We start from the raw sequence: 26,333 nt of genomic DNA on the forward strand, positions 1-26,333 counted from the left end.
CTGTTCGTTATTATCCGGCGAATATCGCCAAGAACCAGGCCGCTGTCAAAACCCATCCGCCAGGATCGACGGCTCGCGCCGGGCCGGGCAGTCGCGGCGCGGGCAAATCCGGCAGCTTGTACCGATCGGCTGCGCCGGTGTGGCGTTTTCATCGGCCGGGGCGGGCAGGATCAGCATCGACGCCTCCAGCACCAGCGGGCCGTCGAACCCGACCGGGCGTGCCGGCTGGCAAAACGCATAGATCAGAAAGCGTTGCGGCAGGCGGCCCGGCATTTCGACCACGGCGCGGATCGGTGCCATCGGGCGCGACAGCGCCTGATACAGCGGCCAAAGCGGACAGGCCGCGCCGAACCGGGGCAGCGCGAACCCCGCCAGCGGGCGGCGAAAGGTCAGCGTGCCCGATCCGTCGCAGACCACCAGCCCGATATTCACCGGGCGCTGCGCGTCGGGCAAGGTGGCCAGGCGGCGCATCACCTGTGCCGGATCGGTGCCGAACTGCTGCGCCAGGCGGCCCGGCTCCATGTCCAGATCCCGCGCGGCGGCGGCGAACGGGGCCAGCGGCAGCGCGGCGGCATCCCGGGCATAGCGTTCCAGATAGCGGCGCGCCATGTCCCGCGCGGGTGTTGAGGACAGCGCATCCGCCCCCGCGATCAACGCGCCGATATCGCCGGAACCCTGTTCCAGCTCGGGCAGGAAATAGCCGCGCGCCTCCAGGAACGTCTCGACCTCTTCGCGCGGGGCGCTTTGGCGTTCCGCCCCGGCGGCGCTGTCGTCCAGATAGCTGACCAGCGCCTGTGCCCCCTCGGCCAGGCGGCGGCTGTCGTCGCGCAGATTGCGGTGAAAGCGCGCCTGCCAGTCGGGGTCGATGTCGGCGGTATCGGCCAGAATTGCGGCGGTGGACCGGATCGCGGTCACACGCGACAGCACCTCGTGCAGCGAGGCCGACAGGAACGGATCGTGGGTCATCCGGTCGGTCAGCACCTCGACGATGCGCTCCAGTTCGGCCACCCGGCGGTGGCGGTCGGCCAGCAGCTGCGCCCACCCCGGAAACCGGCCGGCGAATTCCTCGATCCGGGGCAATTCGTCGCTGGCGGGTGTGTGCCCGGCGGCGGCGTCGCGCAGCGCCACCAGCAGCGTGGCCTCGGCCCCTTCGGTCAGCGCGCCGGCCTCGACCCCCAACTGGCGCGCGAGGTCGATCAGCAATTTCCCGCCGATTCTGCGCCGGTTGTGTTCGATCAGATTAAGGTAGGAGGGCGAAATCCCGACCGTGCGCGCCAGATCGGCCTGGCGCAGGCCCAGCACCAGGCGCCGTTCCCGGATTCGCGTTCCCGTCAATGCGCTTCGCGGCATTGGAAAAACTCCGCTGTTAACAAGGGCTTTCTGCACCTGCGTGATAAGTCATTTACAATGTACACCATGGCATTGTGTAATTATTTACAAAAAAATCGTTTCAAGAAAAGCAGTTGTTGCGAAATTTTCGAAACACCCCTGATACTGAGCGCACCCTGTAAAAGGGTAGCGACCCGCGCAGAGGAGGCGCGGCCGCGATCAACAACACGGGAGGATTCCATGTCCAAAACGACACTTACCCGTCGTGGCGTGCTCAAAACCGGCGCTGTCGCCGGTGCGGGCGTTGCGCTGCCGACGATCTTCACCGCCAGATCCGCATCGGCCTTTACCAACGATCCGGGCACCGGCGATGTCACGCTCGGCTTCAACGTTCCGCAATCGGGCCCCTATGCGGATGAGGGCGCGGACGAGTTGCGCGCCTATCAGCTGGCGGTCGAGCATCTGAACGGCGAAGGCGATGGCGGTCTGCTGAACACCTTCAGTTCCAAGGCGCTGCAGGGCAACGGCATCAACGGCCACAAGGTGAAATACGTCACCGGCGACACCCAGACCAAATCGGACGCCGCGCGCGCATCGGCCAAGTCGATGATCGAAAAGGACGGCGCCATCATGATCACCGGCGGCTCGTCCTCGGGCGTGGCCGTGGCCGTTCAGGGCCTGTGTCAGGAAGCCGGCGTTATCTTCATGGCCGGTCTGACCCACTCGAACGACACCACCGGCAAGGACAAGAAGGCCAACGGCTTCCGCCACTTCTTCAACGCCTATATGTCGGGCGCCGCGCTGGCCCCGGTGCTGGCGAAGAATTACGGCACCGACCGCCGCGCCTATCACCTGACCGCCGACTACACCTGGGGCTGGACCCAGGAAGAATCGATCGCAGCCGCGACCGAGGCCCTGGGCTGGCAAACCGTCGAGAAGGTGCGCACACCGCTGGCCGCGACCGATTTCTCGTCCTACATCGCGCCGGTTCTGAATTCGGGCGCCGATGTGCTGATCCTGAACCACTACGGCGGCAACATGGTCAACTCGCTGACCAACGCCGTGCAGTTCGGTCTGCGCGACAAGATGGTCAACGGCAAACAGTTCGAAATCGTCGTTCCGCTGTATTCGGAGCTGATGGCGAAGGGCGCCGGCGAGAACATCAAGGGCATCCTGGGCTCGACCAACTGGTCCTGGACATTGCAGGACGAAGGCACCAAGGCTTTCGTCAAGTCGTTCGGCACCAAATATGGCTTTCCGCCGTCGAACGCCGCCCAGACCTGCTATGCGCAGACCCTGCTCTATGCGGATGCGGTGGCCCGTGCCGGGTCGTTCAACCCCTGCGCCGTGGTCGAGGCCCTGGAAGGCTTCGAATTCGACGGTCTGGGCAACGGCCCGACGCTCTATCGCGCCGAAGATCACCAGTGCTTCAAGGACGTGCTCGTGATGCGGGGCAAAGAAAACCCCGCCAACGAGTATGACCTGCTGGAGGTCGTCGATGTGACGCCGCGCGCGCAGGTGGAATATGCGCCGGATCATCCGATGTTCGCAGGCGGAAACCTGGGCGCCTGCAATCCGGGCGCCTGATCGGCCTGAACACGGCCGGCCGCATCTTCGGGTGCGGCCGGTGCTTCGCTGCCCGGGCGCAACCGCCGCGGATACAACTTTCACAACAATAAATACGGGTGGGGACTGATGGACGCGATCCTTCTACAAACCCTCAACGGGCTCGACAAAGGCTCGGCCTATGCGCTGATCGCCCTTGGCCTGACGCTTATCTTCGGCACGCTTGGCGTGGTGAACTTTGCCCATGGGGCGCTGTTCATGCTGGGTGCCTTCTGCACGGTGACGGTGTCCAAGCTGTTCACCCTGTCGTTCGAAACGGTGGATCCCACGCGGCTCGATTTCCTGGGCAATCCGCTGAAGGTGAAAACGCCTTATGTCGAAAGCTGGTTCGGCCCCGATTTCGGCGGCGCGCTGATCGACTGGGCGGTGCCCTTGTCCATCTTCTTTGCCATTCCGGTGATGATCGGTCTGGGTTATGTGATGGAACGCGGGCTGATCAAGCATTTCTACAAGCGCCCCCATGCCGACCAGATCCTGGTGACCTTCGGCCTGGCGATCGTGCTGCAGGAGGTGATCAAGCACTTCTTCGGCGCCAATCCGATTCCGACCCCCGCCCCCGACGCGTTCAAGGGTTCGGCCGATCTGGGCGTGCTGATCGGGATGGAGGCCAACGCGGTGATCTATCCGATCTGGCGCATGATCTATTTCCTGTTCGCCGCGGTGATCATCGGCGCGGTCTTCGCCTTCCTGCAATTCACCACCTTCGGGATGGTGGTGCGCGCGGGCATGGCCGACCGCGAAACCGTGGGCCTGCTGGGAATCAATATCGACAAGCGCTTCACCATCATGTTCGGCATCGCCGCCGCGGTCGCGGGACTGGCCGGCGCGATGTATACCCCGATCAATTCACCCAATTACCACATGGGAATGGATTTCCTGGTGCTCAGCTTCGTCGTGGTCGTCGTCGGCGGCATGGGCAGCCTGCCCGGCGCGGTGCTGGCCGGCTTCCTGCTGGGCGTTCTGGAAAGCTTCGCCTCGATGAACGCGATCAAGGGGATCATCCCCGGCATCGACCAGATCATCATCTATGTGGTCGCAATCGTCATCCTGCTGACCCGGCCACGCGGCCTGATGGGTCGCAAAGGCGTGATGGAGGAATAAGCATATGTTCGGTCTCGAAAAGAAAGACACCACCCTCCTGGCTGTCGTGGCGATCCTGGCCCTGGCCGCGCCCTTCATCCTGAACCCGTTCCCGGCCGGATCGGAACTGGCGCAATTCAACGCGGGCTATCCCGACCTGATGCAGCGCTTCGTGATCTTCGGCATCTTCGCCATCGGCTATAACATCCTGTTCGGCCTGACCGGCTATCTGTCCTTCGGTCATGCGGCGTTTCTGGGCGTGGGCAGCTATTCGGCGGTCTGGATGTTCAAGCTGCTCAGCATGAACGTGATCCCGGCCATCGCGCTGTCGATCATCGTGGCGGGGCTGTTCAGCCTGCTGATCGGCTATGTGTCGCTGCGCCGCTCGGGGATCTACTTTTCCATCCTGACGCTGGCCTTCGCGCAGATGTCGTTCAACTTGGCCTATTCGGTTCTGACCCCGATCACCAATGGCGAAACCGGGCTGCAACTGACGCTGAACGACCCGCGCGTGCTGGGTCAGTCGGCCACCGCCGACGGCTCGATCCCGGTGACCGGCCTGTTCGGCGCCGAGATGCGCGCAACCTATGAGCTGGAGATCGGCAGCTGGCTGTTCCAGTTCAACGTGGGTTACTACCTGTGCGCGGTGATGCTGGTGCTGGCCTTCTATCTGGCGCTGCGCATCTTCCGCTCGCCTTTCGGGCTGATGCTGCGCGCGATCAAGACCAACCAGACCCGGCTGAACTATACCGGGCTGAATTCGCGCCCCTATACGCTGGCGGCCTTCGTAATCTCGGGCATGTATGCCGGGCTTGCGGGCGGGTTGCTGGCCGCGATGGACCCGCTGGCCGGGGCCGAGCGGATGCAGTGGACCGCAAGCGGCGAGGTGGTGATGATGACCATCCTCGGCGGCGCGGGCACCCTGCTGGGCCCGGTTCTGGGCGCGGGTTTCATCAAGTATTTCGAGAATATCTTCTCGAAGATCAACGAGAACGTGCTGCATGACTGGTTTTCGTGGCTGCCCGGCGGGGTGCAGGATCTGGTGGTCTGGATCTTCGCCCGGTTCACCGGCGAGGGCTGGCACCTGACCCTGGGCCTGATGTTCATGGCGGTCGTCATCTTCCTGCCCGGCGGGTTGATGGAAGGCGGCCAGCGCATCGCCAAACGCTTTGGCAGGAAAGACGGCCCCGACGGCCCCGATCCGCAGCATCACCCCAAAGAAGCGCCCCATGTGGCCGAGTAAGGAGAACTGAAAATGGGTATCCTTGAAGTCAAAGGCGTGGGCAAACGCTTCGGCGGTTTGCAGGCGCTGGGAAACGTGAACCTCAGCGTGGCCGAAAACACCGTGCATGCCATCATCGGCCCCAACGGGGCGGGCAAATCCACCCTGCTGAACTGTCTGGTGGGCAAGCTGATCCCCGACACCGGCAGCGTCATGTTCGACGGTCAAAGCGTGCTGGGGCGCAAGCCGCACGAGATCAACCAGATGGGCATCAGCCGGGTGTTTCAGACGCCCGAGATCTTCAGCGACCTGACGGTTCTGGAAAACGTGCTGATCCCCTGTTTCGCCAAGCGCGACGGCGCGTTCCGGATGCATGCGTTCGAAACCGTTTCGGCCGAGCGCGCGATGATGGACAAGGCCATGGCGATGCTTGAGGACGTGAACATGGCCGACAAGCGGCACATGCACGCCGCGTCGTTGTCGCGCGGCGACAAGCGGCGGCTGGAAATGGCGATGTGTCTGGTGCAGGAGCCGAAGCTGCTGCTGCTCGACGAACCCACCGCCGGCATGGCGCGCGCCGACACCAACAACACGATCGACCTGCTGAAGGAGATCAAGCAAAAGCGCGACATCACCATGGCGATCATCGAACACGACATGCATGTGGTGTTTTCGCTGGCCGACCGGATCACGGTTCTGGCCCAGGGCACGCCGCTGGTCGAAGACACGCCGGAAAACATCAAGGGCCACCCCAAGGTGCGCGAAGCCTATCTGGGCGAGGCCGCCTGACATGGCCCGCCGCCCCGATTTTTCGCGGAAAAATCGCCGCAATTCTTCGCAGAAGAATTGGACCCGCAAGGAGCAACAGCGATGAACGTCAAACCCGATTTCAACAAAAACGCCAATCAGGCGGCCACCGCGCCCGCCTTCCTGTCAGTCTGGGACCTGCACGCCTATTATGGCGAAAGCTATATCGTGCAAGGGATCAGCTTCAACGTGCACGAGGGCGAAATCCTGGCGCTGCTGGGCCGCAACGGGGCCGGCAAGACCTCGACCCTGCGCGCGATTGCCCGGCTCGACAGCCCGACCGCCACCCATGGCGAGATCTGGCTCGATCACCAGCCGCTGCATCTGATGAAATCCTACGAGGCCGCCGGCGCCGGCATGGGTCTGGTGCCGGAGGACCGGCGCATCATCCCCGGCCTGACGGTCGAGGAGAACCTGCAACTGGCGCAGATTGCCCCGCCGGTGGGCTGGTCGCTTGACCGGCTTTATGAACTGTTCCCGCGTCTGGGCGAGCGGCGCAAGCAGGAAGGTGTGACCCTGTCGGGCGGCGAGCAGCAGATGCTGGCCATCGCCCGCGCACTGGCCCGCGACATCAAGGTACTGCTGCTGGACGAACCCTATGAGGGGCTGGCCCCGGTGATCGTGGACGAGATCGAAAAGACCCTGACCCACATCAAGGAACAGGGCATCACCACCGTCATCGTCGAACAGAACGCGGTGCGCGCGCTGGAACTGGCCGACCGGGCGGTGATCCTTGACACCGGGCAGATTGTCTTTGACGGTTCCGCCGCCGAAGTGCTGGAAAACGAAGAGCTGCGCGCCGAATATCTGGCCATCTGACTGTTGCGGCCCGGAATGTGCCAATCGTCCGGGCCGACCCTAATGCAAGACGTCCCAAAAGACCGGGGGAGAAAAAGACATGAGCGAAAAGACCTATCCGCCAAGCGCCGAATTCACAGCTTCGGCGCATATCGATGCGGCCAGATACGAAGAGATGTACGCCGCATCCGTCAGCGACCCCGATGCGTTCTGGGGCGAGCATGGCAAACGGCTGGACTGGATCAAGCCCTACAACACGGTCAAGAACACCAATTTCGACTTCGGCAAGGTGTCGATCAAATGGTTCGAGGACGGCACGCTGAACGTCGCCGCCAACTGCATCGACCGCCATCTGGCCACCCGCGCGCTGCAGACCGCGATCATTTTCGAACCCGACGACCCCGATGAGCCCGCCCAGCACATCACCTACAAGGAACTGTCGGACAAGGTGAACCGCTTTGCCAACGTTCTGAAATCCCAGGGCGTGGTAGCGGGCGACCGGGTGGTCATCTACATGCCGATGATCCCCGAAGCGGCCTATGCGATGCTGGCCTGTGCCCGGATTGGCGCGGTTCATTCCATCGTCTTCGCGGGCTTCTCGCCCGACGGGCTGGCCAACCGGATCAACGATTGCGGCGCCAAGGTGGTGATCACCGCCGACCATGCCCCGCGCGGTGGCCGCAAGACCGCGCTCAAATCCAATACCGACGCCGCCCTGCTGCACTGTTCCGACAAGGTGCGCTGCATGGTCGTGAAACGCACCGGCGATCAGACCACCTGGATTCAGGGCCGCGATGTGGACGTTCTGGCGCTGATGGAGCATGCCTCGCCCGATTGCCCCGCGCGCGAGATCGAGGCCGAGCATCCGCTGTTCATCCTCTATACCTCGGGCTCGACCGGCAAACCCAAGGGCGTCGTGCACAGCTCGGGCGGGTATCTGGCCTATGCCGCGATGACCCATGAATATGTCTTCGACTATCACGAAGGCGACGTGTTCTGGTGCTCGGCCGATGTGGGCTGGGTCACGGGCCACAGCTATATCGTCTATGGCCCGCTGGCCAACGGCGCCACCACCCTGATGTTCGAGGGCGTGCCGACCTGGCCCGATGCAGGCCGGTTCTGGGCGATCTGCGAAAAGCACAAGGTCAACCAGTTCTACACCGCGCCCACCGCGATCCGGGCGCTGATCGGTCAGGGCACCGAATGGGTCGAGAAATACGACCTGTCCAGCCTCAAGGTACTGGGCACCGTGGGCGAGCCGATCAACCCCGAGGCCTGGAACTGGTACAACGACAATATCGGCAAGGGCAAATGCCCGATCGTCGATACCTGGTGGCAGACCGAAACCGGCGGCCACCTGCTGACCCCCCTGCCCGGCGCCACGCCGACCAAGCCCGGCTCGGCCACGCGGCCCTTCTTCGGGGTGCAGCCGGTGATCCTGGACCCCACCACCGGCGCCGAACAGACCGAAACCGAGGCCGAGGGCGTGTTGTGCCTGAAAGACAGCTGGCCGGGGCAGATGCGCACCGTTTACGGCGATCACGCGCGGTTTCAGGAAACCTATTTCCAGCAATACAAGGGCTACTACTTTTCGGGCGATGGCTGCCGCCGCGATGCGGATGGCTATTACTGGATTACCGGGCGCGTCGATGACGTGATCAACGTCTCGGGCCACCGGATGGGCACCGCCGAGGTCGAAAGCGCGCTGGTCGCCCATGCCGCCGTGGCCGAGGCCGCCGTGGTGGGCTATCCGCATCCGGTCAAGGGTCAGGGCATCTATGCCTATGTCACCCTGATGAACGATCAGGCGCCCAGCGACGGGCTGCGCAAAGAACTGGAAAAATGGGTCCGGACCGAAATCGGGCCGATCGCCAAGCCCGATCTGATCCAATGGGCGCCGGGCCTGCCGAAGACGCGCTCGGGCAAGATCATGCGCCGCATCCTGCGCAAGATCGCTGAAAACGATTTCGGCGCACTGGGCGACATCTCGACCCTGGCCGATCCGTCTGTTGTCGATGAGCTGATCGAAAACCGGATGAACCGGGCCTGATCCGACCCCGGGCTATGCCGATAAAAAGAAGGGCCGGCCAGATGCCGGCCCTTCTGCGGGCGCTGCCTCAGCACCCCGGCGGGGTCACCGTTGCGGCATGGCTGATCCCGGCCACGCCCGGCTCGCATTCGCCGACCTCCTCTTTCAGCGGCGCGGCGCATCCGGCCACAACCAGCGCCAGCACCAACATGCCAGCCAACCGCGCGCTGCCCTTGATCGTAACGAATTCGGCCTTCATCGGTTTTCCCCTTCTTCCAGGACGCGGGCTTGCCCGCATGGGGTAAATTAGCAGGTGTCGCCGCACCGGGCCTTGATCGGAATCAACCCCGCCGGGGCCCGGATTGCGCCCCGCCGGAAGTTTTCCGCCGATACCCCGCCACCGGCCCCGCGTGGCGGGAACCAACCTGCGGCCCAGCCGTTCCCCTTGCACCGCACACGCAACCGAAGGAGGCCGCTATGACCACGTTCAAGACCATTCTGCTAAGCAGCGCCGCCGCCCTGACGCTGGCCGCCGCCGGCAGTCTTGCGCAGGCGCAAACCACGTCCGGCACCACCACCGGGGGCGAGGGCAGCCTGACCGCCGAGACGCCCGCCACGGGCAACATGAACCAGACCGAAACCGAACTGCCCGGCGCCGATCTGACCCAGGCCGCCGGTACCAAGCTGTCGGCGCTGATCGGCACCAAGGTGAAAGGCGCCGGCGACGAAGTGATCGGCGAGATCGAGGATTTCGCCAAAATCGACGGCGATGTGATGGCGATTGTCGGCGTCGGCGGTCTGCTGGGCCTGGGCGAGCATGACGTCGCGCTGGAACTGGATCAGCTATCCTATGACGGCGACGCCTTCATCGCCTCGGGCTATACCGAAGCGCAACTGAAAACGCTGCCCGTGGTCGACACCGACGCCGCCATTTCCCTTGATGGCGACGTGACGCTGAGCAGCGCGCTGACCATGTAAGCCGTGCCACCAAAACAAGTCGGGCCGCCCGGATCGGGCGGCCCTTGTCGGTGCGCGGCGTGCGTATCGCTTAATCCAGCGCCTTGTCGGTGATCGCATGGGTCCAGGCCCCTTCGGGCATGGCAGTGATCACCGGGTCGGACCCGCCCGACATCAGCGACGCGACCGTGCGTTCGTAATCGGCCACATCCAGCGCGCCATTTGACCCCGCGGTCAGTTTGGCCACCTCGCCCATCATGCGCTTTTGGTGTTTTTCGGTCTGAGCGCCGGTTTCGTCGTATTCCAGCACGATCTCGGCGGCCTCATCCGGGTTTTCCTCGGCGTATTTCCAGCCCTTCATCGAGGCTTTGACGAAGCGCGCCATCTCGTCGACGAAGGCGGGATCGTCAAGCTTGTCTTCCAGCACATAAAGCCCGTCTTCCAGCGTCGCCACGCCCTGATCCTCGTATTTGAAGGTCACCAGATCGTCGGGGGTCAGGCCCGCGTCGATCACCTGCCAATACTCGTTATAGGTCATGGTGGACACGCAATCGGCTTGTTTTTGCAACAGCGGATCGACGTTGAAGCCCTGCTTCAGAACCGTCACGCCGCCCTCGGACCCGTCCGCCGGAATGCCCAGCTGCGACATCCAGCTCAGGAACGGGTATTCGTTGCCGAAGAACCACACGCCCAGCGTCTTGCCGGGGAAATCGGCCGGGCTGGTGATGCCGGTATCCTTGCGGCAGGTCAGCATCATGCCCGACGACTTGAACGGCTGCGCGATATTGACCAGCGGCAGGCCCTTTTCACGGGCGGCCAGCGCGGACGGCATCCAGTCGATCACCACATCTGCGCCGCCGCCGGCGATCACCTGGCTGGGGGCGATGTCGGGACCGCCCGGCTTGATCGTCACATCCAGATCTTCCGCTTCGTAAAAGCCCTTTTCCAGCGCCACGTAATAGCCCGCGAACTGGGCCTGGGTGACCCATTTCAGCTGCAGCGTGACCGCGTCGCTGGCCTGCGCCGCGGTGCCGAGCCCGGCAAGGCCGGTCACCAGGCCCAAGGTTTTCATCATGTTCATGTCACTCTCCTGTTGTCGTTATTCATGTTCAGGGTGTTTCCGACACCCGGACCCTGTTCCGCAAAAAGCGGGTTCCGAAAGGCCAGCCCGAGGGCGGACAAAACTGCGAACTGCACCGCCGACAGCCCGTAAAGCCGTTCAAACAGCCGTTTCAGGGCGCGGTCCCCAGCGCGGCGCGCGCTGCGGATCATCGTCATCTGCACCCGGCGGCGCGGGCCCATGTCCCGGGCCAGGGTTTCGCCCTCCAGACGGCGGCGCCATTTCTCGACCCAGCGATCATAACCCAGCGCATCGAAATGGCCGACATACATCCGCGCCGCGTTGCCCGGCACCGCGTCGGCGCGCACCGTCACCGTCTTGCCGTCGCGCTGGCTGCCGTGAATGCCCACGCGGGAATAGCTGCGCCCGGTGCGCAGGAACTGCTTGCCGGCACTGTGGCCCAGCAGGCCGCGCTCGAACACCCGCGCTGCCCGCCCATAAACGAAAAAGGCCAGAATCCGCGCGCGGGTACGGCTGCGCAGCGGTGTGCGGAACACCGTGGCGCCGAAATCGCGGGCCCTGTCGTCGCCGGGGCCATAGACCGCCTCGGCCGTCACCACGGCGACCGACTCCACCCCGGCGGGCATACCGTCCAGAAAGGCGTTGATCGTCATGTCGCCGAAAACGAATTCGTCCAGATCGACGATCAGCAGCCAGTCGGCCCCGGCGGCTTCGACCACGTGCCGGTAGACCGCCATCTGCCGCTCCTCCAGCCCGTCGGGCCGCGCGCCGGTCAGACCCTGCCAGAACTCCGCATCGCATTGCACAAGGCGCACGCGCGGCATGTCGTCCAGAAAGGCCGGATCGATGGTGCCGTCATAGAACAGAAAGACGGTCTGTGCGCCGCCCGCGCAGTAATATTCGGCAAACCGCCTGATATGCGCGGGGTCCTCCTTCACCAGGGACACCGTTGAATAGCTTGCCATTCCGTCACCGTCCCCCGTTCATCCGATCCCGTGCCTTTGTACCATCCGCTATCACCGCTGCGAAGGATGCCAGAAGGTCACCCCCTTCTCGATCACCGCGATCAGACCGTAAAACGCCGACCCGGCCACGGCCGCCACGGCGATTTCCGCCCAGACCATATCAAGGCCCAGGCGGCCCACCTCGGTCGAAATCCGAAACCCCATGCCGCGGATCGGAGAGCCGAAAAATTCGGCCACGATTGCACCGATCAGCGCCAGGGTTGTTGAAATTTTAAGCCCGTTAAAGATGAATGGCATCGCCGCGGGCAAGCGCAATTTCAGCAGCGTCTGCCAATAGTTGGCCGAATAGGTCTTCATCAGGTCGCGCTGCATGGGGCCGCTGGCGGCCAGCCCCTGGACGGTGTTCACCAGCACCGGGAAAAACACCATCATCACCACGACTGCGGCCTTGGACTGCCAGTCGAACCCGAACCACATCACCAGAATCGGCGCGATGCCGATGATCGGCAGGGCGGCGATGAAATTGCCCACCGGCAGCAGCCCGCGCTGCAAGAACGGCGAACGGTCGATCGCGATCGCCACCAGAACCGCCGCGCCACAGCCGATCAGATAGCCGGTCAGCGCGCCCTTGACGAAGGTCTGCACGAAATCAACCCACAGGATATCGAGGCTGGATCCGATCCGCGCACCGATCTGCGTGGGCGCGGGCAGGATCACGCCGGGCACGTTCAACCCATGCACCAGCCCTTCCCACGCCACCAGGATCGTCAGCCCCAGGATCGCCGGCACCGCCAGCCGCGCGGCGGCGGTATCGGTGGCCTCGCCATTGGCGATGCGTATGTTCACGATGGTCGCCAGGATCACGAAAGCGGCGGCAAAGAACAGCGCGGTCATCGCGAGATCCCCATACGTCTGAGGGTGACGCGCTGGATCAGGCCGACCAGCGCCACCAGCCCCGCCGCCAGAACCGCCGCCGCCAGCAGCGCCGCCCAAATCTGCACCGTCTGCCCGTAATACGACCCGCTCAGAAGTCGCGCGCCCAAGCCCCGCACCGCCCCGGTGGGCAGCTCGCCCACGATGGCGCCGACCAGCGCCGCCGCGATCCCCACCTTCAGCGAGGTAAAGAAATACGGCATGGAACTGGGCAGACGCAGCTTCCAGAACGTGGCCCCACCGCTGGCATTATAGGTCCTGAGCAGGTCAAGCTGCATCGCATCGGGGCTGCGCAGCCCGCTGACCATACCCACCACGACCGGAAAGAACGACAGATAGGCGCTGATGATCGCCTTGGGCACCAGCCCCTGAATACCGATGGAATTCAGCACCACGATGATCATTGGCGCGATAGCCAGAATAGGGATGGTCTGCGATGCGATCGCCCAGGGCATCACGCTCATGTCCATCGCGCGGTTATGCACGATTCCCACGGCCAGAAGAATCCCGCCGATGGTGCCAAAGGCAAAGCCCAGCAGCGTCGCCGACAGCGTGATCCAGCCATGATAGATCAGGCTGCGCTTCGAGGTGATCTTTTTGCCAGCGGTGGTCTTCCACAGCTCGGCGGCCACCTGATGCGGCGCGGGCAGCTTGGGGCGCTCCTGCGCCAGCGTGTCCTTGACGATCGTGCCCACGCTCAGCGTGACCCCGGCCCGTTCGGCCTGATCCCGTGTCCATTGCGCATTCATTGCCACCGCCGCCGCGTACCAGATGCCGATCAGCACCGCGACCACCGTCAGAATGGGGAGGGCCGCGTTACGCATCGTCACCATGCCCCGCGCGCAGCCCCTGACGCACCCGGTGGGCCACCGCCAGAAACTCGGGCGTGTCGCGAATGCCAAGCGGGCGTTCCCTGGGCAGCGGGCTTTCGATCACGTCGGTGATGCGGCCCGGCCGCGGGCTCATCACCACGGTCTTGGTGGACAGATACACCGCCTCGGGGATCGAATGGGTGACAAAGCCGATGGTCTTTTCGGTGCGCGCCCAAAGCGCCAGAAGCTGCTCGTTCAGATGATCGCGCACGATTTCGTCCAGCGCGCCGAAGGGTTCGTCCATCAACAGGATATCCGCGTCAAAGGCCAGGGCCCGCGCGATGCTGGCCCGCTGCTGCATCCCGCCCGAAAGCTGCCAGGGGTATTTCTTGCCGAAACCGCCCAGATCGACCAGCGACAGCACCTTTTCGACGCGCGTGGCCTGTTCGGCCTTGGAAAAGCCCATGATCTCCAGCGGCAGTTTGATATTGCCCGCGATCGTGCGCCACGGATACAGCCCCGCCGCCTGAAACACATAGCCGTAGGCGCGGCTTTGCCGGGCCTCGTTCGGGGTCATGCCGTTGACGGTGATGGTGCCGCCGGTGGGCTGTTCCAGCGCCGCGATCACCCGCAACAGCGTGGTCTTGCCGCAGCCCGACGGGCCGATGAAGCTGACGAAATCGCCCTTGTCGATGGTCAGGTTCACATCGCGCAGCGCCTGAACGGGGCCGTCATTGGTCTGGAAGGTCAGGTCCAGCTTTTCCGCATTGATTACCGGGTCTGTCACCGCTTGTCCCTTGTTATTGGCGCCCCCGCCGGCGGAGGCGCAGTTTTTGCTGTCAGGCCGTCACACGCCGCTGGCGGGAATGCCGCTGCGCTGAACCGGCCGCGGCGCGGTCAGCTCTTTCCAGGTCGAAAGCGCCGCGTTCACCGGGGCGTTCGGGGCGCGTTTGACGAATTCGCCGTGGCCTTCCTCGGTGCGGATTTCACCGTCCTGTACCGCCACCTTGCCACGGGTCAGCGTGAACCGCGGCAGGCCCTTGACCTGCTTGCCCTCGAACACGTTGTAATCGATCGCCGATTGCTGGCTGCCGGCGGTGATGGTCTTTTCCTTTTCCGGGTCCCAGACCACCAGATCGGCATCCGCGCCGACCAGAACCGCACCCTTGCGCGGATAGATGTTCAGGATCTTCGCAATGTTGGTCGAGGTCACGGCGACAAATTCGTTCATCGTCAGCCGCCCGGTGCCCACGCCATACGTCCACAGCATCGGCAGCCGATCTTCGAGCCCGCCGGTGCCGTTGGGGATCTTGGTGAAATCGCCGACGCCGTACCGTTTCTGATCGGTGCTGAAGGCGCAGTGATCGGTGGCGACACATGACAGGCTGCCCGCCTGCAACCCGGCCCACAGGCTGTCCTGATGCTGCTTGTTACGGAAAGGCGGGCTCATCACCCGGCGCGCGGCATGGTCCCAGTCCTGGTTGAAATACTCGCCCTCGTCCAGCGTCAGATGCTGGATCAGCGGCTCGCCATAGACCCGCTTGCCGGCCTGACGCGCCCGGCGGATCGCCTCGTGGCTTTCCTCGCAACTGGTATGCACCACATAAAGCGGCACGCCGGCCATGTCGGCGATCATGATCGCGCGGTTGGTGGCCTCGCCCTCGACCTGCGGCGGGCGGGAATAGGCGTGGGCCTCGGGCCCCACATTCCCCTGGGCCAGCAACTGGGCCGACAGTTCGGCCACCACATCGCCGTTTTCGGCATGGACCAGCGGCAGCGCGCCCAGTTCGGCGCAGCGCTTGAACGAGGAATACATCTCGTCGTCATTCACCATCAGGCTGCCCTTGTAGGCCATGAAATGCTTGAAGGTATTGATGCCCTTTTCCCTGACAACGGCCTCCATCTCGTCGAACACCTGCTTGTCCCACCAGGTGATCGCCATGTGAAAGGAATAGTCGCAATTGGCGCGGGTCGATTTGTTGTCCCACATCTGCAACGCATCCAGCAGCCCCTGGCCGGGACTGGGCAGCGCGAAATCCACCACCATCGTGGTGCCGCCGGCCAGCGCCGCGCGGGTGCCGCTTTCGAAATCGTCCGAGCTGTAGGTGCCCATAAAGGGCATCTCCAGATGGGTATGCGGGTCGATCCCGCCAGGCATGATGTAACAGCCGGTGGCGTCGAGGATTTCATCGCCCGTCAGCCCCGCGCCGATCCCGACGATCTTGCCGCCGTCGATCAGAACGTCGGCTTTATAAGTCAGATCGGCGGTGACGACGGTGCCGTTCTTGATGACAGTGGTCATGGTCTGTCTCCTTGCAACTCGTTGCGGGCATGTTCCCTGCCGCGCCTCTTCTTTTTCGCGCAAATATCCCGGGGGTCCGGGGGCTGGCCCCCGGTCCGCCCGATCGGCTCACCCCACGATCTGCGCCGTTTCCAGCACCGCGTGGAACAACACATCGGCCCCGGCGGCGGCCCATTCCGGCGAAATTTCCTCGGCCTCGTTATGGCTCAGCCCGCCCACGCAGGGGCACATGATCATCGCCGTCGGCGCCACCCGGTTGACCCAGCAGGCATCATGCCCCGCGCCCGAGATGATGTTCATGTGGCTGTAGCCCAGCCGCTGGGCCGCATTCCGCACAGCCTGCACGCAGTCTGCGTCGAATTCCACCGGATCGAAGCCACCGACCTTCTCGAACGCGACCTCCAGCCCCATCTCGTCGCAGATCGCCTTTGCGCCCGCCTTCAGCCGCTCTTCCATATCCGTGATCACCGCCAGATCGGGGCTGCGGAAATCGACGGTGAACACCGCCTTGCCGGGGATCACGTTGCGCGAATTGGGATAGACGTCGATATGGCCCGCCGCGCCCACCGCATGGGGGGCATGGCTCCAGGCGATGTCGTCGACCAGTTCCAGCACCTTGGCCATGCCAAGCCCCGCATTCTTGCGCATCGGCATCGGGGTCGATCCGGTATGCGCTTCGCGGCCGGTGATGGTGACCTGGGTCCAGCTCAGCCCCTGACCATGGGTGACGACACCGATATCCTTGCCCTCTGCCTCCAGGATCGGGCCCTGCTCGATATGCAGCTCGAACATCGCGTGCATCTTGCGCGCGCCGACCTCTTCGTCGCCGACCCAGCCAACGCGCGCCAATTCATCGCCAAAGGTCTTGCCCTCGGCATCTTTGCGCCCATAGGCCCAGTCCTGGGTATGCACACCGGCGAACACCCCCGAGGCCAGCATGGCCGGGGCAAAGCGCGTGCCCTCCTCGTTGGTCCAGTTGGTCAGCACGATCGGGTGCTTGGTCTTGATCCCCAGATCGTTCAGGCTGCGGATCGCCTCCAGCCCACCAAGCACGCCCAGCACCCCATCGTATTTGCCGCCGGTGGGCTGGGTATCCAGATGGCTGCCCATATAGACCGGCAGCGCATCGGGGTCGGTGCCTTCGCGGCGGGCGAACATGTTGCCCATCGTGTCGACGCCCATGGAACAGCCCGCATCCTCGCACCATTTGCGAAACAGCGCGCGCCCCTCGGCATCGGCATCGGTCAGGGTCTGGCGGTTGTTGCCGCCCGCCACGCCGGGGCCGATCCTGGCCATATCCATCAGGCTGTCCCACAGACGTGCGCCGTTGATCTTGAGGTTTTCGCCGGGGGCAGACATGATATTCTCCGTTTTGGTTCAGGTGGTTGCTGAAGATGATTAATCCAAAGCTTCAAGCACATCCCGCAAAGTGCCGATCAGTTGGTCGATATGCTGCTTCTCGATGATCAGCGGCGGCGACATCGCGATGATGTCGCCCGTGGTGCGGATCATGATGCCCTTTTCATAGGCCGCAAGGAACGCCGCGAAGGCGCGCTTGGTCGGCTCGCCCGCGATCGGTTCCAACTCGACCGCGCCGATCAGGCCCATGTTGCGGATGTCGATCACATGGCGCGCATCCTTCAGCGAATGCAGCGCCTCCTGCCAATAGGGGGCCATCTCGGCGGCGCGCGCGAACAGCCCCTCTTCGCGGTAGGTTTCCAGCGTCGCCAGACCAGCGGCCGAGGCGATCGGGTTGCCCGAATAGGTATAGCCGTGGAACAGCTCGATCATATGTTCGGGGCCCTGCATGAAGGCATCGTGAATCGCGCCGGTGGCCAGCACCGCGCCCATCGGGATCACCCCGTTGGTCAGCCCCTTGGCGGTGGTCATCAGATCGGGCATCACGCCGAAATGCTCGGCCGCGAAGGACGCGCCAAGCCGCCCGAACCCGGTGATCACCTCGTCGAAGATCAGCAGGATGCCATGTTTGGTACAGATCGCGCGCAGCCGTTCCAGATAGCCCTTGGGCGGCAGCAGCACGCCGGTGGATCCCGCCATCGGCTCGACGATCACGGCGGCGATGGTTTCGGCGCCGTGCAGGGCGACGATGCGTTCCAGCTCGTCGGCCAGATAGGCGCCCTTTTCGGGCTGGCCCTTGGTAAAGGTGTTCTCGCCCGGCAGATGGGTGTGCGGCAGGTGGTCGACCCCGGTCAGCAGACTGCCGAAAACCTTGCGGTTGGTGACGATGCCGCCCACGGAAATGCCGCCGAAATTGACGCCGTGATAGCCCCGCTCGCGCCCGATCAGACGGGTGCGCGCGCCCTCGCCCCGCGCCCGGTGATAGGCGATGGCGATTTTCAGCGCGGTCTCGACGCTTTCGGACCCGGAATTGGTGAAGAACACATGATCCATGCCCTTGGGCGCCATGTCACGCACGGCGCTGGCCAGTTCGAACGCCTTGGGGTGGCCCATCTGGAAGGCCGGCGCATAGTCCAGCTCGCCCGCCTGCTGGCGGATCGCCTCGACGATCCTGGGGCGGTTGTGGCCCGCGTTGCAGCACCACAGACCCGCAGTGCCATCCAGCACCTCACGGCCATCGGCGGTTTTGTAGAACATGCCGTCCGCCGACACGAGCATCCGCGGCGCCTGTTTGAACTGGCGGTTCGCGGTGAACGGCATCCAGAAGGCGGACAGGTCGTTCGGGACGGGTTTGCGATCAAGCGCCATGGCAGCACCCCCTGCTGGTATGCCGTCCCCGTGCGCATTCGGGGCGGCGGAAATTGTTTGACCAAATGGTCAGGATCACGCTACGCAGTGCATATGAGGCCGTCAAGAAGTAGCAGTTTTGTGACGCCCGCGCGAGACGGAAACCGAAGCAATCAAGGGCAGATGCGGCCCCAGTGTGATGCAATTTTAAGCGACAGATAATAGTCATCTTTTTTCCATCCAAAGCTGGACACGCAACATCCGCAAAATTTAAAGATCACTGCCATGAATGAACAACAGCCCCGCACGCGAATCCAGCAAAAGAATACCCAGGCCATTCTGGAGGCCGCGCTGGAGGTGTTCTCTCAGCACGGGTTTCGCGGATCGACGCTGGACCAGATCGCCCAGGCGGCGGGGCTGTCCAAGCCCAACCTGCTGTATTACTTCCCCTCGAAAGAGGCGATCCACAGCTCCCTTCTGGCGGGGCTGCTGGACATGTGGCTGGACCCGCTGCGCGCGCTTGATGCAAACGGCGAGCCGCTGGACGAAATCCTGGATTACGTCCGCCGCAAGCTGGGCATGAGCCAGGATTTTCCGCATGAAAGCCGGCTGTTCGCCAATGAGATCGTGCAAGGCGGGCCGCGGGTGATGGATGTGCTGGAGGGCGAGTTGAAAACGCTGGTCGACGAAAAGGCCGCCGTGCTGTCGCGCTGGTCGGCCGAGGGGCGGATCGCCGATGTCCACCCCTATCACCTGATCTTTTCGATCTGGTCGCTGACCCAGCATTACGCCGATTTCGACGTGCAGGTGCGCGCGGTTCTGGGCGATCAGACCGACGACCCCTTCCCCGAGGCAGAGCGCTATCTGATCACGCTGTTCACCAGGCTGTTGCGCGTCTGAGCCGGTTTTTCCTGTAAAAAACCCCGGCCCTGCGAACAGGACCGGGGTCAGGGACGAACCCACCCGACGGTTGTGAAACCCCTATTCCGCGGCCTGCACGGACGGATTGTTCGGGTGCATTGTCCAGTTGGCATAGTCCTTCTCGACCGGCTTTCCGGTGCGCGGGTCGACCTCGCCCGGGGCCATGCGTTCCATCGTGATGCACTCCTCGACGGGGCAGACATTGACGCACAGGTTACAGGCCACGCATTCGTCGTCCTTGACGGTGAACACGCGATCCTCGGACATGGCGATGGCCTGATGCGAGGTATCCTCGCACGCGGCATAGCAGCGGCCGCACTGGATGCAGGCATCCTGGTCGATCTTGGCCTTGGTGACGTAATTGAGGTTCAGGAACTGCCAGTCGGTGACATTGGGCACCGCGCGGCCCACGATCTGATCGACCGAGCTATAGCCTTTTTCGTCCATCCAGACCGACAGGCCGGCGGCCATTTCCTGCACCACTCGGAACCCGTACGTCATCGCCGCGGTGCAGACCTGCACATTGCCCGCGCCCAGGCTCAGAAACTCGGCCGCGTCGCGCCAGGTGGTCACGCCGCCGATGCCGCTGATCGGCAGGCCCGCGGTTTCGGCATTGCGGGCGATCTCGGCCACCATGTTCAGCGCGATCGGCTTGACCGCCGGGCCGCAATAACCGCCATGGGTGCCCTTGCCGTCGATCATCGGCTCGGGCGACATGGTATCGAGGTCGACCGACGTGATCGAATTGATCGTGTTGATCAGTGAAACCGCATCCGCGCCGCCGCGTTTGGCGGCCTCGGCCGGGTACAGGATATTGGTGATGTTCGGCGTCAGCTTGACGATCACCGGCATCCGCGTGGTCTGTTTGCACCAGCGCGTGACCATTTCGATATATTCGGGCACCTGGCCCACGGCGCTGCCCATACCGCGCTCGGCCATGCCGTGCGGGCAGCCGAAGTTCAGCTCGATCCCGTCGGCGCCGGTTGCTTCGACCAGCGGCAGGATGCGTTTCCAGGCCTGCTCTTCGCAGGGGACCATCAGCGACACGACCAGCGCCCGGTCGGGATAGTCGCGCTTGACCGCCGTGATCTCGCGCAGGTTCACCTCCAGCGGGCGGTCGGTGATCAGCTCGATATTATTGAGCCCCAGAAGCCGCCGGTCGGCACCCCAGATCGCGCCATAGCGCGGCCCGTTGACGTTGACCACCGGCGGGCCATCCTCGCCCAGGGTTTTCCAGACCACACCGCCCCAGCCCGCCTCATAGGCGCGGCGCACGTTATATTCCTTGTCGGTCGGCGGGGCCGAGGCCAGCCAGAACGGGTTGGGCGATTTGATGCCCACGAATTCGCTTGAGAGATCAGCCATTTGCGTTCTCCTCCTCTCAGCCCATCAGGCTGGCATGAATATCCTCGGCGGCGTCGCGGCCTTCGGCCACCGCCGTCACGGTCAGGTCGTCGCCACCCAGCGCACAGTCGCCCCCGGCCCAGACCCCGGTCAGGTTGGTGCGCCCGGCGCCGGTCACCGCGATCTTGCGGCCCGACAATTGCAGCCCGTCTGGTGTGCCTTCCAGGCTTTGCCCGATCGCCTTGAACACCTGATCGGCCTTCAGCCGGAAGGTTTCATCGGTCAGGACCAGCCCATCCTCGGTTTCGGCGGTATAGGCGAATTCGATCGCCTGCACCGCGCCATTGCCGATGATGCGCAGCGGCGCCGCGCCGGTGATGATCCGCACACCTTTCGACGCCGCGTGGCCCTGTTCGTGCTCCGACGCGCTCATCGCCTCGCGCTCGCGGCGATAGACCATGGTGACATGCTCGGCCCCCAGCAGCTTCGACTGCACCGCGGCATCGACCGCCGTCATGCCGCCGCCGATCACCACCACCTCGCGGCCGATGGCGACCTTGGACAGATCCTCAGCCTGACGCAATTCAGCGATGAAATCGACCGCGTCCTGAACATGGGATTTCTCTTCGCCTTCGGTGCGCAGGGCGTTGACCCCGCCCAGACCGATCGCCAGGAACACCGCGTCATATTCGGCCCGCAGCCCTTCGAGCGACAGCTGGCGCCCCAGCGCCATGCCGGTCTGAATGGTGATTCCCCCGATCTGGGTCAGCCACTCCACCTCTTTCTGGGCGAAATCGTTCACCGTCTTGTAGGTGGCGATGCCGTATTCGTTCAGCCCGCCCGGCTTGTTGCGCGCATCGAACAGCACGACATCATTGCCTTTCATCGCCAGCCGGTGCGCACAGGACAGGCCCGCAGGCCCCGCGCCGACCACCGCGATCCGCTTTCCGGTCTCGGGCGCGCGGCTGAAGGGATGCACGCCGGTGTCCATCACCGTGTCGGTGGCAAACCGCTGCAGACGGCCGATTTCGACCGGCCGGCCCTCGGCCACCTCGCGCACGCAGACCTCTTCGCACAGTTGCTCTGTCGGGCAGACGCGGGCGCACATGCCGCCCAGAATATTCTGGTCGAAGATCGTCCTGGCGGCCGCATCCGGCTTGCCCGTCTGGATCTGGCGGATGAACATCGGAATGTCGATCGAGGTCGGACAGGCCGTCACGCAAGGCGCATCATAGCAAAAATAGCACCGGTCCGCCGCCACTGCGGCCTCATGTGCGTCAAAAGGCGGCTCTTTGTCTGCGAAATTATCGTGGTACTCATTGGCACCCAGACGGCCGGGGACCACCCCGGGGGTCAGATGGCTGTTGGCCAAGTGCAATCTCCCTGTATTCTAATGTCGTTGCTTGCAGAAATCGTGGCATGACCCCGTTATTTTATCAAATGGTAAATTTTATCCGCTACACCGCGCCGGACCACTGATCAAAACCACCCCGGTTTTCCTGCAAATTGCACAAAAAACCGGCACACTCACAGCCGCCGCATTGCGGCAAAGACCCCACAAAAAGACAACTGGCGCTTTTCTCTGGCCGGTGGCTCGCGTATAAGCGGCGCAACGTCAAAGTACAGACCCGCAGTTTCAGCGGGCACAAGTTCACCGATCGAGGACGGTATGACAAAACACACCCACGACGCGGATGTGGCCTTCATCCAGGCGCTGGCCGAATTGCTTCGCGAAAACGACCTCACCGAATTACAGGTGAAACGGGAATATGGTGAGGACGACAGCCTTGATGTGCGGGTTGCCCGCACCGCGCAGGTGGTCACCACCGTGGCTGCACCCGCCGCGCCGGTCGCAGCCGCCGCCGTCCCCGTCGCAGAGGCGCCCGCCGCCATCAGCGACCCCGCCCAACTGCCCGGTGCGGTGACCTCGCCCATGGTCGGCACCGCCTATCTGCAGCCCGAACCCGGCACCAAGCCCTTCGTTTCGGTGGGCGAAACGGTGACCGAGGGTCAAACCCTGCTGATCATCGAGGCGATGAAGACCATGAACCAGATTCCGGCACCGCGTTCGGGCACCGTCAAACGCATCCTGATCGAAGACGGCGCGCCGGTGGAATTCGGCGCACCGCTGATGATTGTCGAATAAGGCCCTGTCCATGTTCGAAAAAATCCTGATTGCGAACCGCGGGGAAATTGCGCTGCGGGTAATCCGCGCCTGCCGCGAAATGGGCATCAAATCGGTCGCGGTGCATTCCACCGCCGATTCCGATGCGATGCATGTGCGCATGGCCGACGAGGCCGTGTGCATCGGCCCGCCCCCCGGAAACCAAAGCTATCTGTCGATCCCGGCCATCGTTTCGGCCTGCGAGATCACCGGCGCCGACGCGATCCATCCGGGCTATGGCTTTTTGTCCGAAAACGCCAATTTCGTGCAGATCGTCGAAGATCACGACATCGCCTTCATCGGCCCCACCGCAGAACATATCCGCATGATGGGTGACAAGATCACCGCCAAGGACACGATGAAGGCCCTGGGCGTGCCCTGCGTGCCCGGCTCGGATGGCGGCGTACCCGACCTGGCCAGCGCCCGCATCGCGGCCGCCAAGATCGGCTATCCGGTCATCATCAAGGCCACCGCCGGCGGCGGCGGGCGCGGCATGAAGCTGGCGAAGACAGAGGATGATCTGGACCATGCGTTCCAGACCGCGCGATCCGAGGCCAAAAGCGCCTTCGGCAATGACGAAGTCTATATCGAGAAATACCTCAGCACCCCGCGCCATATCGAAATTCAGGTTTTCGGCGACGGCAAGGGCGGCGCGGTGCATCTGGGCGAGCGCGACTGCTCGCTTCAGCGCCGCCACCAGAAAGTGTTCGAAGAGGCCCCCGGCCCGGCCATCGATGCCGACATGCGCGCCCGGATCGGCAAGGTCTGTGCCGACGCGGTGGCCAAGATCAACTATATCGGCGCCGGCACGATCGAATTCCTCTACGAAAACGGCGAATTCTATTTCATCGAGATGAACACCCGGCTTCAGGTCGAACATCCGGTGACCGAGGCGATCTTCGGCGTCGATCTGGTGCGCGAACAGATTCGCGTGGCCGAAGGCCTGCCGATGTCGTTCACCCAGGACGATCTGGTGTTGAACGGCCATGCGATCGAGGTGCGGATCAATGCCGAAAAACTGCCAAGCTTTTCGCCCTGCCCCGGCAAGATCACCGCGTTCCACGCCCCCGGCGGGCTTGGCGTACGGATGGATTCGGCGCTGTATGACGGCTATTCGATCCCGCCCTATTACGACAGCCTGATCGGCAAGCTGATCGTGCATGGCCGTGACCGGCGCGAGGCACTGGCCCGTCTGGCCCGCGCCCTGGCCGAGTTGATCGTCGACGGGGTGGATACCACCGTGCCGCTGTTCCACGCCCTGCTGCAAGAGCCCGACATCCAGAGCGGGGATTACGACATCCACTGGCTGGAACGCTGGCTGGAAAGCAACCTTGCCGCCTGAGCGGCATGGCTGACCCCGCGCTGACCCCCGCGCTGCTGCTGAACGCCTATGCGGCGGGGATCTTCCCAATGTCCGAACATCGCGACGACCCGGATGTGTTCTGGGTCGATCCGCGGCATCGGGGCATCCTGCCGCTGGACGGGTTTCATCTGTCGCGCTCGCTGCGCCGCCGAATCCTGCGCACCCCTTTCGCGATTCGCATCGATACCGATTTCGCGGGCGTAGTGCGGGGCTGCGCCGACCGCGAAGAAACCTGGATCAACGATACGATCTTTGGGTTGTATCTGGCGCTGCACCGGGCGGGCTTTGCCCATTCTCTGGAACTATGGGACGGCCCGGCACTGGTCGGCGGTGTCTATGGCGTCGCACTGGGGGGCGCGTTCTTTGGTGAAAGCATGTTCTCGCGCCGCACGGATGCGTCAAAGATCGCGCTGGCCTATCTGGTGGATCGACTGACCCAAGGCGGGTTCAGCCTGCTGGATACCCAGTTTCTGACGCCGCATCTGGCCAGCCTGGGCGGGATCGAAATTCCGCGCGTCACCTATCACGAAATGCTGGAACGCGCGCTGACGCAGCAGGGCGATTTCAGCGGCCCCGACACGCCCAGCCCTCAGGTATTGGTGCAGCGCATCACCCAGACATCATAACGCGGGTGGTCCAGCGCGTTCAGCGCCGGGCTGGAGGCGATCATCCACCCGGCAAAGACCAGGGTCTCTGTTCCGGCGTTGCGGATCGTCAGATAGGCATAAGCGTCCGAGGCCGGGTTGTCGGCCGGAAAGCGGCATTCGCCCAGCGTGATTTCCAGCCGCCCATAGCCGGTGCTCTGCCCCGTGGCCAGCGTCAGGTCGCTCAACGTGCCGGACACCTTGTCCAGCACCCGCACCACGCCGCCGGCGGCGGTTTCGGCGCGTTCCTGAACCGGCTGGCCGAACTGGTCCACCTGCGCGAAGGCCGGCAGCGCAAGGCAGCACAGCGCAACGGAAAGCCTCACTGCGCCCCCTCCTCGCCATCCGAAGAGGGCGAGCCGGAAACGAATTTCATCAGCAGTGTGATCAGGCTGACCGAACCCTGAGTATCCTCGATCTCGTCGCCGGGTTCCAGGTTGATGGGCGAGCCGCCGGGCACGATTTCAATGTAATTGCCGCCCAGAAGCCCCTCGGACGCGATCACGATCGCGCTGTCGTCGGGCAGTTCCAGGCCGTTCTTGATGGAAAAGCGCGCATCGGCGCGGAAGGTGACCGGGTTCAGATCCAGCCCGGTGATGGTACCGACCTTGACGCCCGCCATCTTGACATCGGTGCCCACCGACACCCCCTCGACCGAGCGGAACGAGGCCGTCAGCTCATAGCTGCCGGACACGGTGCTGCCGACGCCCGTGGCATTGGTCAGATAGACCAGAAAACCTATCGCGGCGGCCAGAACCACGCCACCAACCACTACTTCTATCTTGTTTTCAGCCATTTGCGTTTTATTCCGGCTGCCAGGCCTCGTAGTCGCTCCGCGCGGCGGGGTCCGTCCGGCGAATCGAGCCCGGCGGCGCATAGGCCAGCGCGGTGCCTGTGAGGTTTTCGTGATGCGGCTTTTCCCAGGGTTTGTGAACCAGCGGGGTGTCGCCGGGGCGATCGTCGAACGTGTGGTGCAGCCAGCCATGCCAGTCAGGGTTGATGCGGCTGGCCTCGACCTCGCCGTTGAAGATCACCCAGCGCCGCTTGCCGTCGCGGGTTTCGTAATACAGGTTGCCCTGCTCATCCTCACCGACCTTGACGCCTTTGCGCATGGTAAACAACTGGGTGCCCAGCGTCTGGCCGTTCCACCAGGTCACAAGTCGAAGAACGCTGTCGATGATGCCCATGAAACCCTCCGGCGATCCTTCCTTTTCATATGGACCATGCGCGCGCCGAGGTCCAGTGGCAAG

Annotated in this window: 26 protein-coding genes; 11 read left to right on the forward strand and 15 right to left on the reverse strand. The window is 63.8% G+C overall.

Going from position 1 to position 26,333, the window contains the following annotated elements; translation table 11 throughout:
• Positions 1-45: 45 nt before the first annotated feature.
• Positions 46-1,350 (reverse strand): short-chain fatty acyl-CoA regulator family protein, encoded by a 1,305-nt coding sequence (locus ACSR1C_RS12820; protein ID WP_460259858.1) that lies wholly within the window; start codon positions 1,348-1,350, stop codon positions 46-48.
• Positions 1,351-1,569: 219 nt separating this feature from the next.
• On the opposite strand from ACSR1C_RS12820, the gene ACSR1C_RS12825 reads away from it, so the two are divergent.
• The 6 genes from ACSR1C_RS12825 to acs all read left to right on the forward strand — a co-directional run bounded on the left by ACSR1C_RS12825 (position 1,570) and on the right by acs (position 8,912).
• Positions 1,570-2,916, forward strand: a complete 1,347-nt coding sequence (locus ACSR1C_RS12825) for a substrate-binding protein (protein WP_460259857.1) — start codon at positions 1,570-1,572, stop codon at positions 2,914-2,916.
• A 108-nt stretch (positions 2,917-3,024) separates the two neighbouring features.
• Entirely contained in the window at positions 3,025-4,056 is a 1,032-nt protein-coding gene (locus ACSR1C_RS12830; RefSeq protein WP_460259856.1) for a branched-chain amino acid ABC transporter permease, read from the forward strand.
• A gap of 4 nt (positions 4,057-4,060) precedes the next feature.
• Positions 4,061-5,278: a branched-chain amino acid ABC transporter permease gene (locus ACSR1C_RS12835; RefSeq protein ID WP_460259855.1), complete on the forward strand. Its 1,218-nt coding sequence runs from the start codon at positions 4,061-4,063 to the stop codon at positions 5,276-5,278.
• 12 nt (positions 5,279-5,290) lie between these two features.
• Positions 5,291-6,046, forward strand: coding sequence for an ABC transporter ATP-binding protein (locus ACSR1C_RS12840; RefSeq protein WP_460259854.1), 756 nt, complete (start codon positions 5,291-5,293; stop codon positions 6,044-6,046).
• Between the two features lie 81 nt (positions 6,047-6,127).
• Entirely contained in the window at positions 6,128-6,883 is a 756-nt protein-coding gene (locus ACSR1C_RS12845) for an ABC transporter ATP-binding protein (protein ID WP_460259853.1), read from the forward strand.
• A gap of 79 nt (positions 6,884-6,962) precedes the next feature.
• The gene (gene acs / locus ACSR1C_RS12850; RefSeq protein WP_460259852.1) at positions 6,963-8,912 is read left to right on the forward strand and encodes an acetate--CoA ligase; all 1,950 of its coding nucleotides are present in this window, start codon (positions 6,963-6,965) and stop codon (positions 8,910-8,912) included.
• 67 nt (positions 8,913-8,979) lie between these two features.
• Here the strand turns inward: acs and ACSR1C_RS12855 are convergent, their stop codons facing one another.
• A complete protein-coding gene (locus ACSR1C_RS12855) occupies positions 8,980-9,150 on the reverse strand; it encodes a hypothetical protein (RefSeq protein WP_460259851.1) in 171 nt (56 codons plus the stop codon).
• 218 nt (positions 9,151-9,368) lie between these two features.
• On the opposite strand from ACSR1C_RS12855, the gene ACSR1C_RS12860 reads away from it, so the two are divergent.
• Positions 9,369-9,869 (forward strand): hypothetical protein, encoded by a 501-nt coding sequence (locus ACSR1C_RS12860; RefSeq protein WP_460259850.1) that lies wholly within the window; start codon positions 9,369-9,371, stop codon positions 9,867-9,869.
• Positions 9,870-9,939: 70 nt separating this feature from the next.
• On the opposite strand, the gene ACSR1C_RS12865 is transcribed toward ACSR1C_RS12860, so the two are convergent.
• From ACSR1C_RS12865 to aptA, 8 genes are all read right to left on the reverse strand, one after another.
• Positions 9,940-10,920: an ABC transporter substrate-binding protein gene (locus ACSR1C_RS12865; protein WP_460259888.1), complete on the reverse strand. Its 981-nt coding sequence runs from the start codon at positions 10,918-10,920 to the stop codon at positions 9,940-9,942.
• Between the two features lie 5 nt (positions 10,921-10,925).
• Positions 10,926-11,894 carry a glycosyltransferase family 2 protein gene (locus ACSR1C_RS12870; RefSeq protein WP_460259849.1) on the reverse strand — a complete coding sequence of 323 codons (969 nt, stop codon included), beginning with the start codon at positions 11,892-11,894 and terminating at the stop codon, positions 10,926-10,928.
• A 51-nt stretch (positions 11,895-11,945) separates the two neighbouring features.
• Entirely contained in the window at positions 11,946-12,788 is an 843-nt protein-coding gene (locus tag ACSR1C_RS12875; protein WP_460259848.1) for an ABC transporter permease, read from the reverse strand.
• On the reverse strand, positions 12,785-13,651 hold the full coding sequence (locus tag ACSR1C_RS12880; RefSeq protein WP_460259847.1) for an ABC transporter permease: 867 nt from the start codon (positions 13,649-13,651) through the stop codon (positions 12,785-12,787). The genes ACSR1C_RS12875 and ACSR1C_RS12880 overlap by 4 nt, the downstream gene beginning before the upstream one ends.
• On the reverse strand, positions 13,644-14,426 hold the full coding sequence (locus tag ACSR1C_RS12885) for an ABC transporter ATP-binding protein (protein ID WP_460259846.1): 783 nt from the start codon (positions 14,424-14,426) through the stop codon (positions 13,644-13,646). Before ACSR1C_RS12885 ends, ACSR1C_RS12880 begins: the two co-directional genes overlap by 8 nt.
• A 60-nt stretch (positions 14,427-14,486) precedes the next feature.
• On the reverse strand, positions 14,487-15,941 hold the full coding sequence (gene hydA, locus ACSR1C_RS12890; RefSeq protein WP_460259845.1) for a dihydropyrimidinase: 1,455 nt from the start codon (positions 15,939-15,941) through the stop codon (positions 14,487-14,489).
• Between the two features lie 108 nt (positions 15,942-16,049).
• Positions 16,050-17,300 (reverse strand): Zn-dependent hydrolase, encoded by a 1,251-nt coding sequence (locus ACSR1C_RS12895; RefSeq protein WP_460259844.1) that lies wholly within the window; start codon positions 17,298-17,300, stop codon positions 16,050-16,052.
• A 39-nt stretch (positions 17,301-17,339) separates the two neighbouring features.
• Entirely contained in the window at positions 17,340-18,668 is a 1,329-nt protein-coding gene (gene aptA, locus ACSR1C_RS12900; RefSeq protein ID WP_460259843.1) for an omega-aminotransferase AptA, read from the reverse strand.
• A 264-nt stretch (positions 18,669-18,932) separates the two neighbouring features.
• Between aptA and ACSR1C_RS12905 the strand changes: the two genes are divergently transcribed.
• Positions 18,933-19,547: a TetR family transcriptional regulator C-terminal domain-containing protein gene (locus tag ACSR1C_RS12905; RefSeq protein ID WP_460259842.1), complete on the forward strand. Its 615-nt coding sequence runs from the start codon at positions 18,933-18,935 to the stop codon at positions 19,545-19,547.
• A gap of 81 nt (positions 19,548-19,628) precedes the next feature.
• Here the strand turns inward: ACSR1C_RS12905 and preA are convergent, their stop codons facing one another.
• Both preA and ACSR1C_RS12915 read right to left on the reverse strand, forming a co-directional pair.
• Positions 19,629-20,933: an NAD-dependent dihydropyrimidine dehydrogenase subunit PreA gene (preA, locus tag ACSR1C_RS12910; protein ID WP_460259841.1), complete on the reverse strand. Its 1,305-nt coding sequence runs from the start codon at positions 20,931-20,933 to the stop codon at positions 19,629-19,631.
• A gap of 16 nt (positions 20,934-20,949) precedes the next feature.
• Positions 20,950-22,284, reverse strand: coding sequence for an NAD(P)-dependent oxidoreductase (locus ACSR1C_RS12915; protein ID WP_460259840.1), 1,335 nt, complete (start codon positions 22,282-22,284; stop codon positions 20,950-20,952).
• A gap of 297 nt (positions 22,285-22,581) precedes the next feature.
• On the opposite strand from ACSR1C_RS12915, the gene accB reads away from it, so the two are divergent.
• From accB to aat, 3 genes are read left to right on the forward strand one after another with little or no spacing between them, the layout of a single operon-like run.
• Positions 22,582-23,058: an acetyl-CoA carboxylase biotin carboxyl carrier protein gene (accB, locus tag ACSR1C_RS12920; RefSeq protein WP_460259839.1), complete on the forward strand. Its 477-nt coding sequence runs from the start codon at positions 22,582-22,584 to the stop codon at positions 23,056-23,058.
• 10 nt (positions 23,059-23,068) lie between these two features.
• The gene (gene accC, locus ACSR1C_RS12925) at positions 23,069-24,418 is read left to right on the forward strand and encodes an acetyl-CoA carboxylase biotin carboxylase subunit (protein ID WP_460259838.1); all 1,350 of its coding nucleotides are present in this window, start codon (positions 23,069-23,071) and stop codon (positions 24,416-24,418) included.
• A 5-nt stretch (positions 24,419-24,423) separates the two neighbouring features.
• The gene (gene aat / locus ACSR1C_RS12930; protein WP_460259837.1) at positions 24,424-25,065 is read left to right on the forward strand and encodes a leucyl/phenylalanyl-tRNA--protein transferase; all 642 of its coding nucleotides are present in this window, start codon (positions 24,424-24,426) and stop codon (positions 25,063-25,065) included.
• Here the strand turns inward: aat and ACSR1C_RS12935 are convergent.
• Genes ACSR1C_RS12935 through ACSR1C_RS12945 form a run of 3 tightly spaced genes read right to left on the reverse strand, consistent with a single transcriptional unit; the run spans position 25,029 to position 26,270 of the window.
• Complete coding sequence (locus ACSR1C_RS12935) at positions 25,029-25,409, reverse strand: DUF2155 domain-containing protein (RefSeq protein WP_460259836.1); 381 nt, start codon at positions 25,407-25,409, stop codon at positions 25,029-25,031. The genes aat and ACSR1C_RS12935 overlap by 37 nt on opposite strands.
• Positions 25,406-25,879 (reverse strand): outer membrane lipid asymmetry maintenance protein MlaD, encoded by a 474-nt coding sequence (gene mlaD / locus ACSR1C_RS12940; protein ID WP_460259835.1) that lies wholly within the window; start codon positions 25,877-25,879, stop codon positions 25,406-25,408. The genes ACSR1C_RS12935 and mlaD overlap by 4 nt, the downstream gene beginning before the upstream one ends.
• 7 nt (positions 25,880-25,886) lie before the next feature.
• The gene (locus ACSR1C_RS12945) at positions 25,887-26,270 is read right to left on the reverse strand and encodes an NADH:ubiquinone oxidoreductase subunit NDUFA12 (RefSeq protein WP_460259834.1); all 384 of its coding nucleotides are present in this window, start codon (positions 26,268-26,270) and stop codon (positions 25,887-25,889) included.
• Between the last annotated feature and the right edge of the window lie 63 nt (positions 26,271-26,333).

The sequence above is a fragment of the Actibacterium sp. D185-2 genome (assembly GCF_054954595.1).

Coding starts and splice junctions, on each gene's coding strand:
- ACSR1C_RS12845 (WP_460259853.1), top strand. CDS start 6,128: ATGAACGTCAAACCCGATTTCAACAAAAACGCCAATCAGGCGGCCACC.
- aat (WP_460259837.1), top strand. CDS start 24,424: ATGGCTGACCCCGCGCTGACCCCCGCGCTGCTGCTGAACGCCTATGCG.
- ACSR1C_RS12860 (WP_460259850.1), top strand. CDS start 9,369: ATGACCACGTTCAAGACCATTCTGCTAAGCAGCGCCGCCGCCCTGACG.
- ACSR1C_RS12875 (WP_460259848.1), bottom strand. CDS start 12,788: ATGACCGCGCTGTTCTTTGCCGCCGCTTTCGTGATCCTGGCGACCATC.
- acs (WP_460259852.1), top strand. CDS start 6,963: ATGAGCGAAAAGACCTATCCGCCAAGCGCCGAATTCACAGCTTCGGCG.
- ACSR1C_RS12895 (WP_460259844.1), bottom strand. CDS start 17,300: ATGTCTGCCCCCGGCGAAAACCTCAAGATCAACGGCGCACGTCTGTGG.
- ACSR1C_RS12840 (WP_460259854.1), top strand. CDS start 5,291: ATGGGTATCCTTGAAGTCAAAGGCGTGGGCAAACGCTTCGGCGGTTTG.
- hydA (WP_460259845.1), bottom strand. CDS start 15,941: ATGACCACTGTCATCAAGAACGGCACCGTCGTCACCGCCGATCTGACT.
- ACSR1C_RS12870 (WP_460259849.1), bottom strand. CDS start 11,894: ATGGCAAGCTATTCAACGGTGTCCCTGGTGAAGGAGGACCCCGCGCAT.
- ACSR1C_RS12830 (WP_460259856.1), top strand. CDS start 3,025: ATGGACGCGATCCTTCTACAAACCCTCAACGGGCTCGACAAAGGCTCG.
- ACSR1C_RS12835 (WP_460259855.1), top strand. CDS start 4,061: ATGTTCGGTCTCGAAAAGAAAGACACCACCCTCCTGGCTGTCGTGGCG.
- ACSR1C_RS12825 (WP_460259857.1), top strand. CDS start 1,570: ATGTCCAAAACGACACTTACCCGTCGTGGCGTGCTCAAAACCGGCGCT.
- accC (WP_460259838.1), top strand. CDS start 23,069: ATGTTCGAAAAAATCCTGATTGCGAACCGCGGGGAAATTGCGCTGCGG.
- ACSR1C_RS12905 (WP_460259842.1), top strand. CDS start 18,933: ATGAATGAACAACAGCCCCGCACGCGAATCCAGCAAAAGAATACCCAG.
- preA (WP_460259841.1), bottom strand. CDS start 20,933: ATGGCTGATCTCTCAAGCGAATTCGTGGGCATCAAATCGCCCAACCCG.
- accB (WP_460259839.1), top strand. CDS start 22,582: ATGACAAAACACACCCACGACGCGGATGTGGCCTTCATCCAGGCGCTG.
- aptA (WP_460259843.1), bottom strand. CDS start 18,668: ATGGCGCTTGATCGCAAACCCGTCCCGAACGACCTGTCCGCCTTCTGG.
- ACSR1C_RS12865 (WP_460259888.1), bottom strand. CDS start 10,920: ATGAAAACCTTGGGCCTGGTGACCGGCCTTGCCGGGCTCGGCACCGCG.
- ACSR1C_RS12945 (WP_460259834.1), bottom strand. CDS start 26,270: ATGGGCATCATCGACAGCGTTCTTCGACTTGTGACCTGGTGGAACGGC.
- mlaD (WP_460259835.1), bottom strand. CDS start 25,879: ATGGCTGAAAACAAGATAGAAGTAGTGGTTGGTGGCGTGGTTCTGGCC.
- ACSR1C_RS12820 (WP_460259858.1), bottom strand. CDS start 1,350: ATGCCGCGAAGCGCATTGACGGGAACGCGAATCCGGGAACGGCGCCTG.
- ACSR1C_RS12880 (WP_460259847.1), bottom strand. CDS start 13,651: ATGCGTAACGCGGCCCTCCCCATTCTGACGGTGGTCGCGGTGCTGATC.
- ACSR1C_RS12855 (WP_460259851.1), bottom strand. CDS start 9,150: ATGAAGGCCGAATTCGTTACGATCAAGGGCAGCGCGCGGTTGGCTGGC.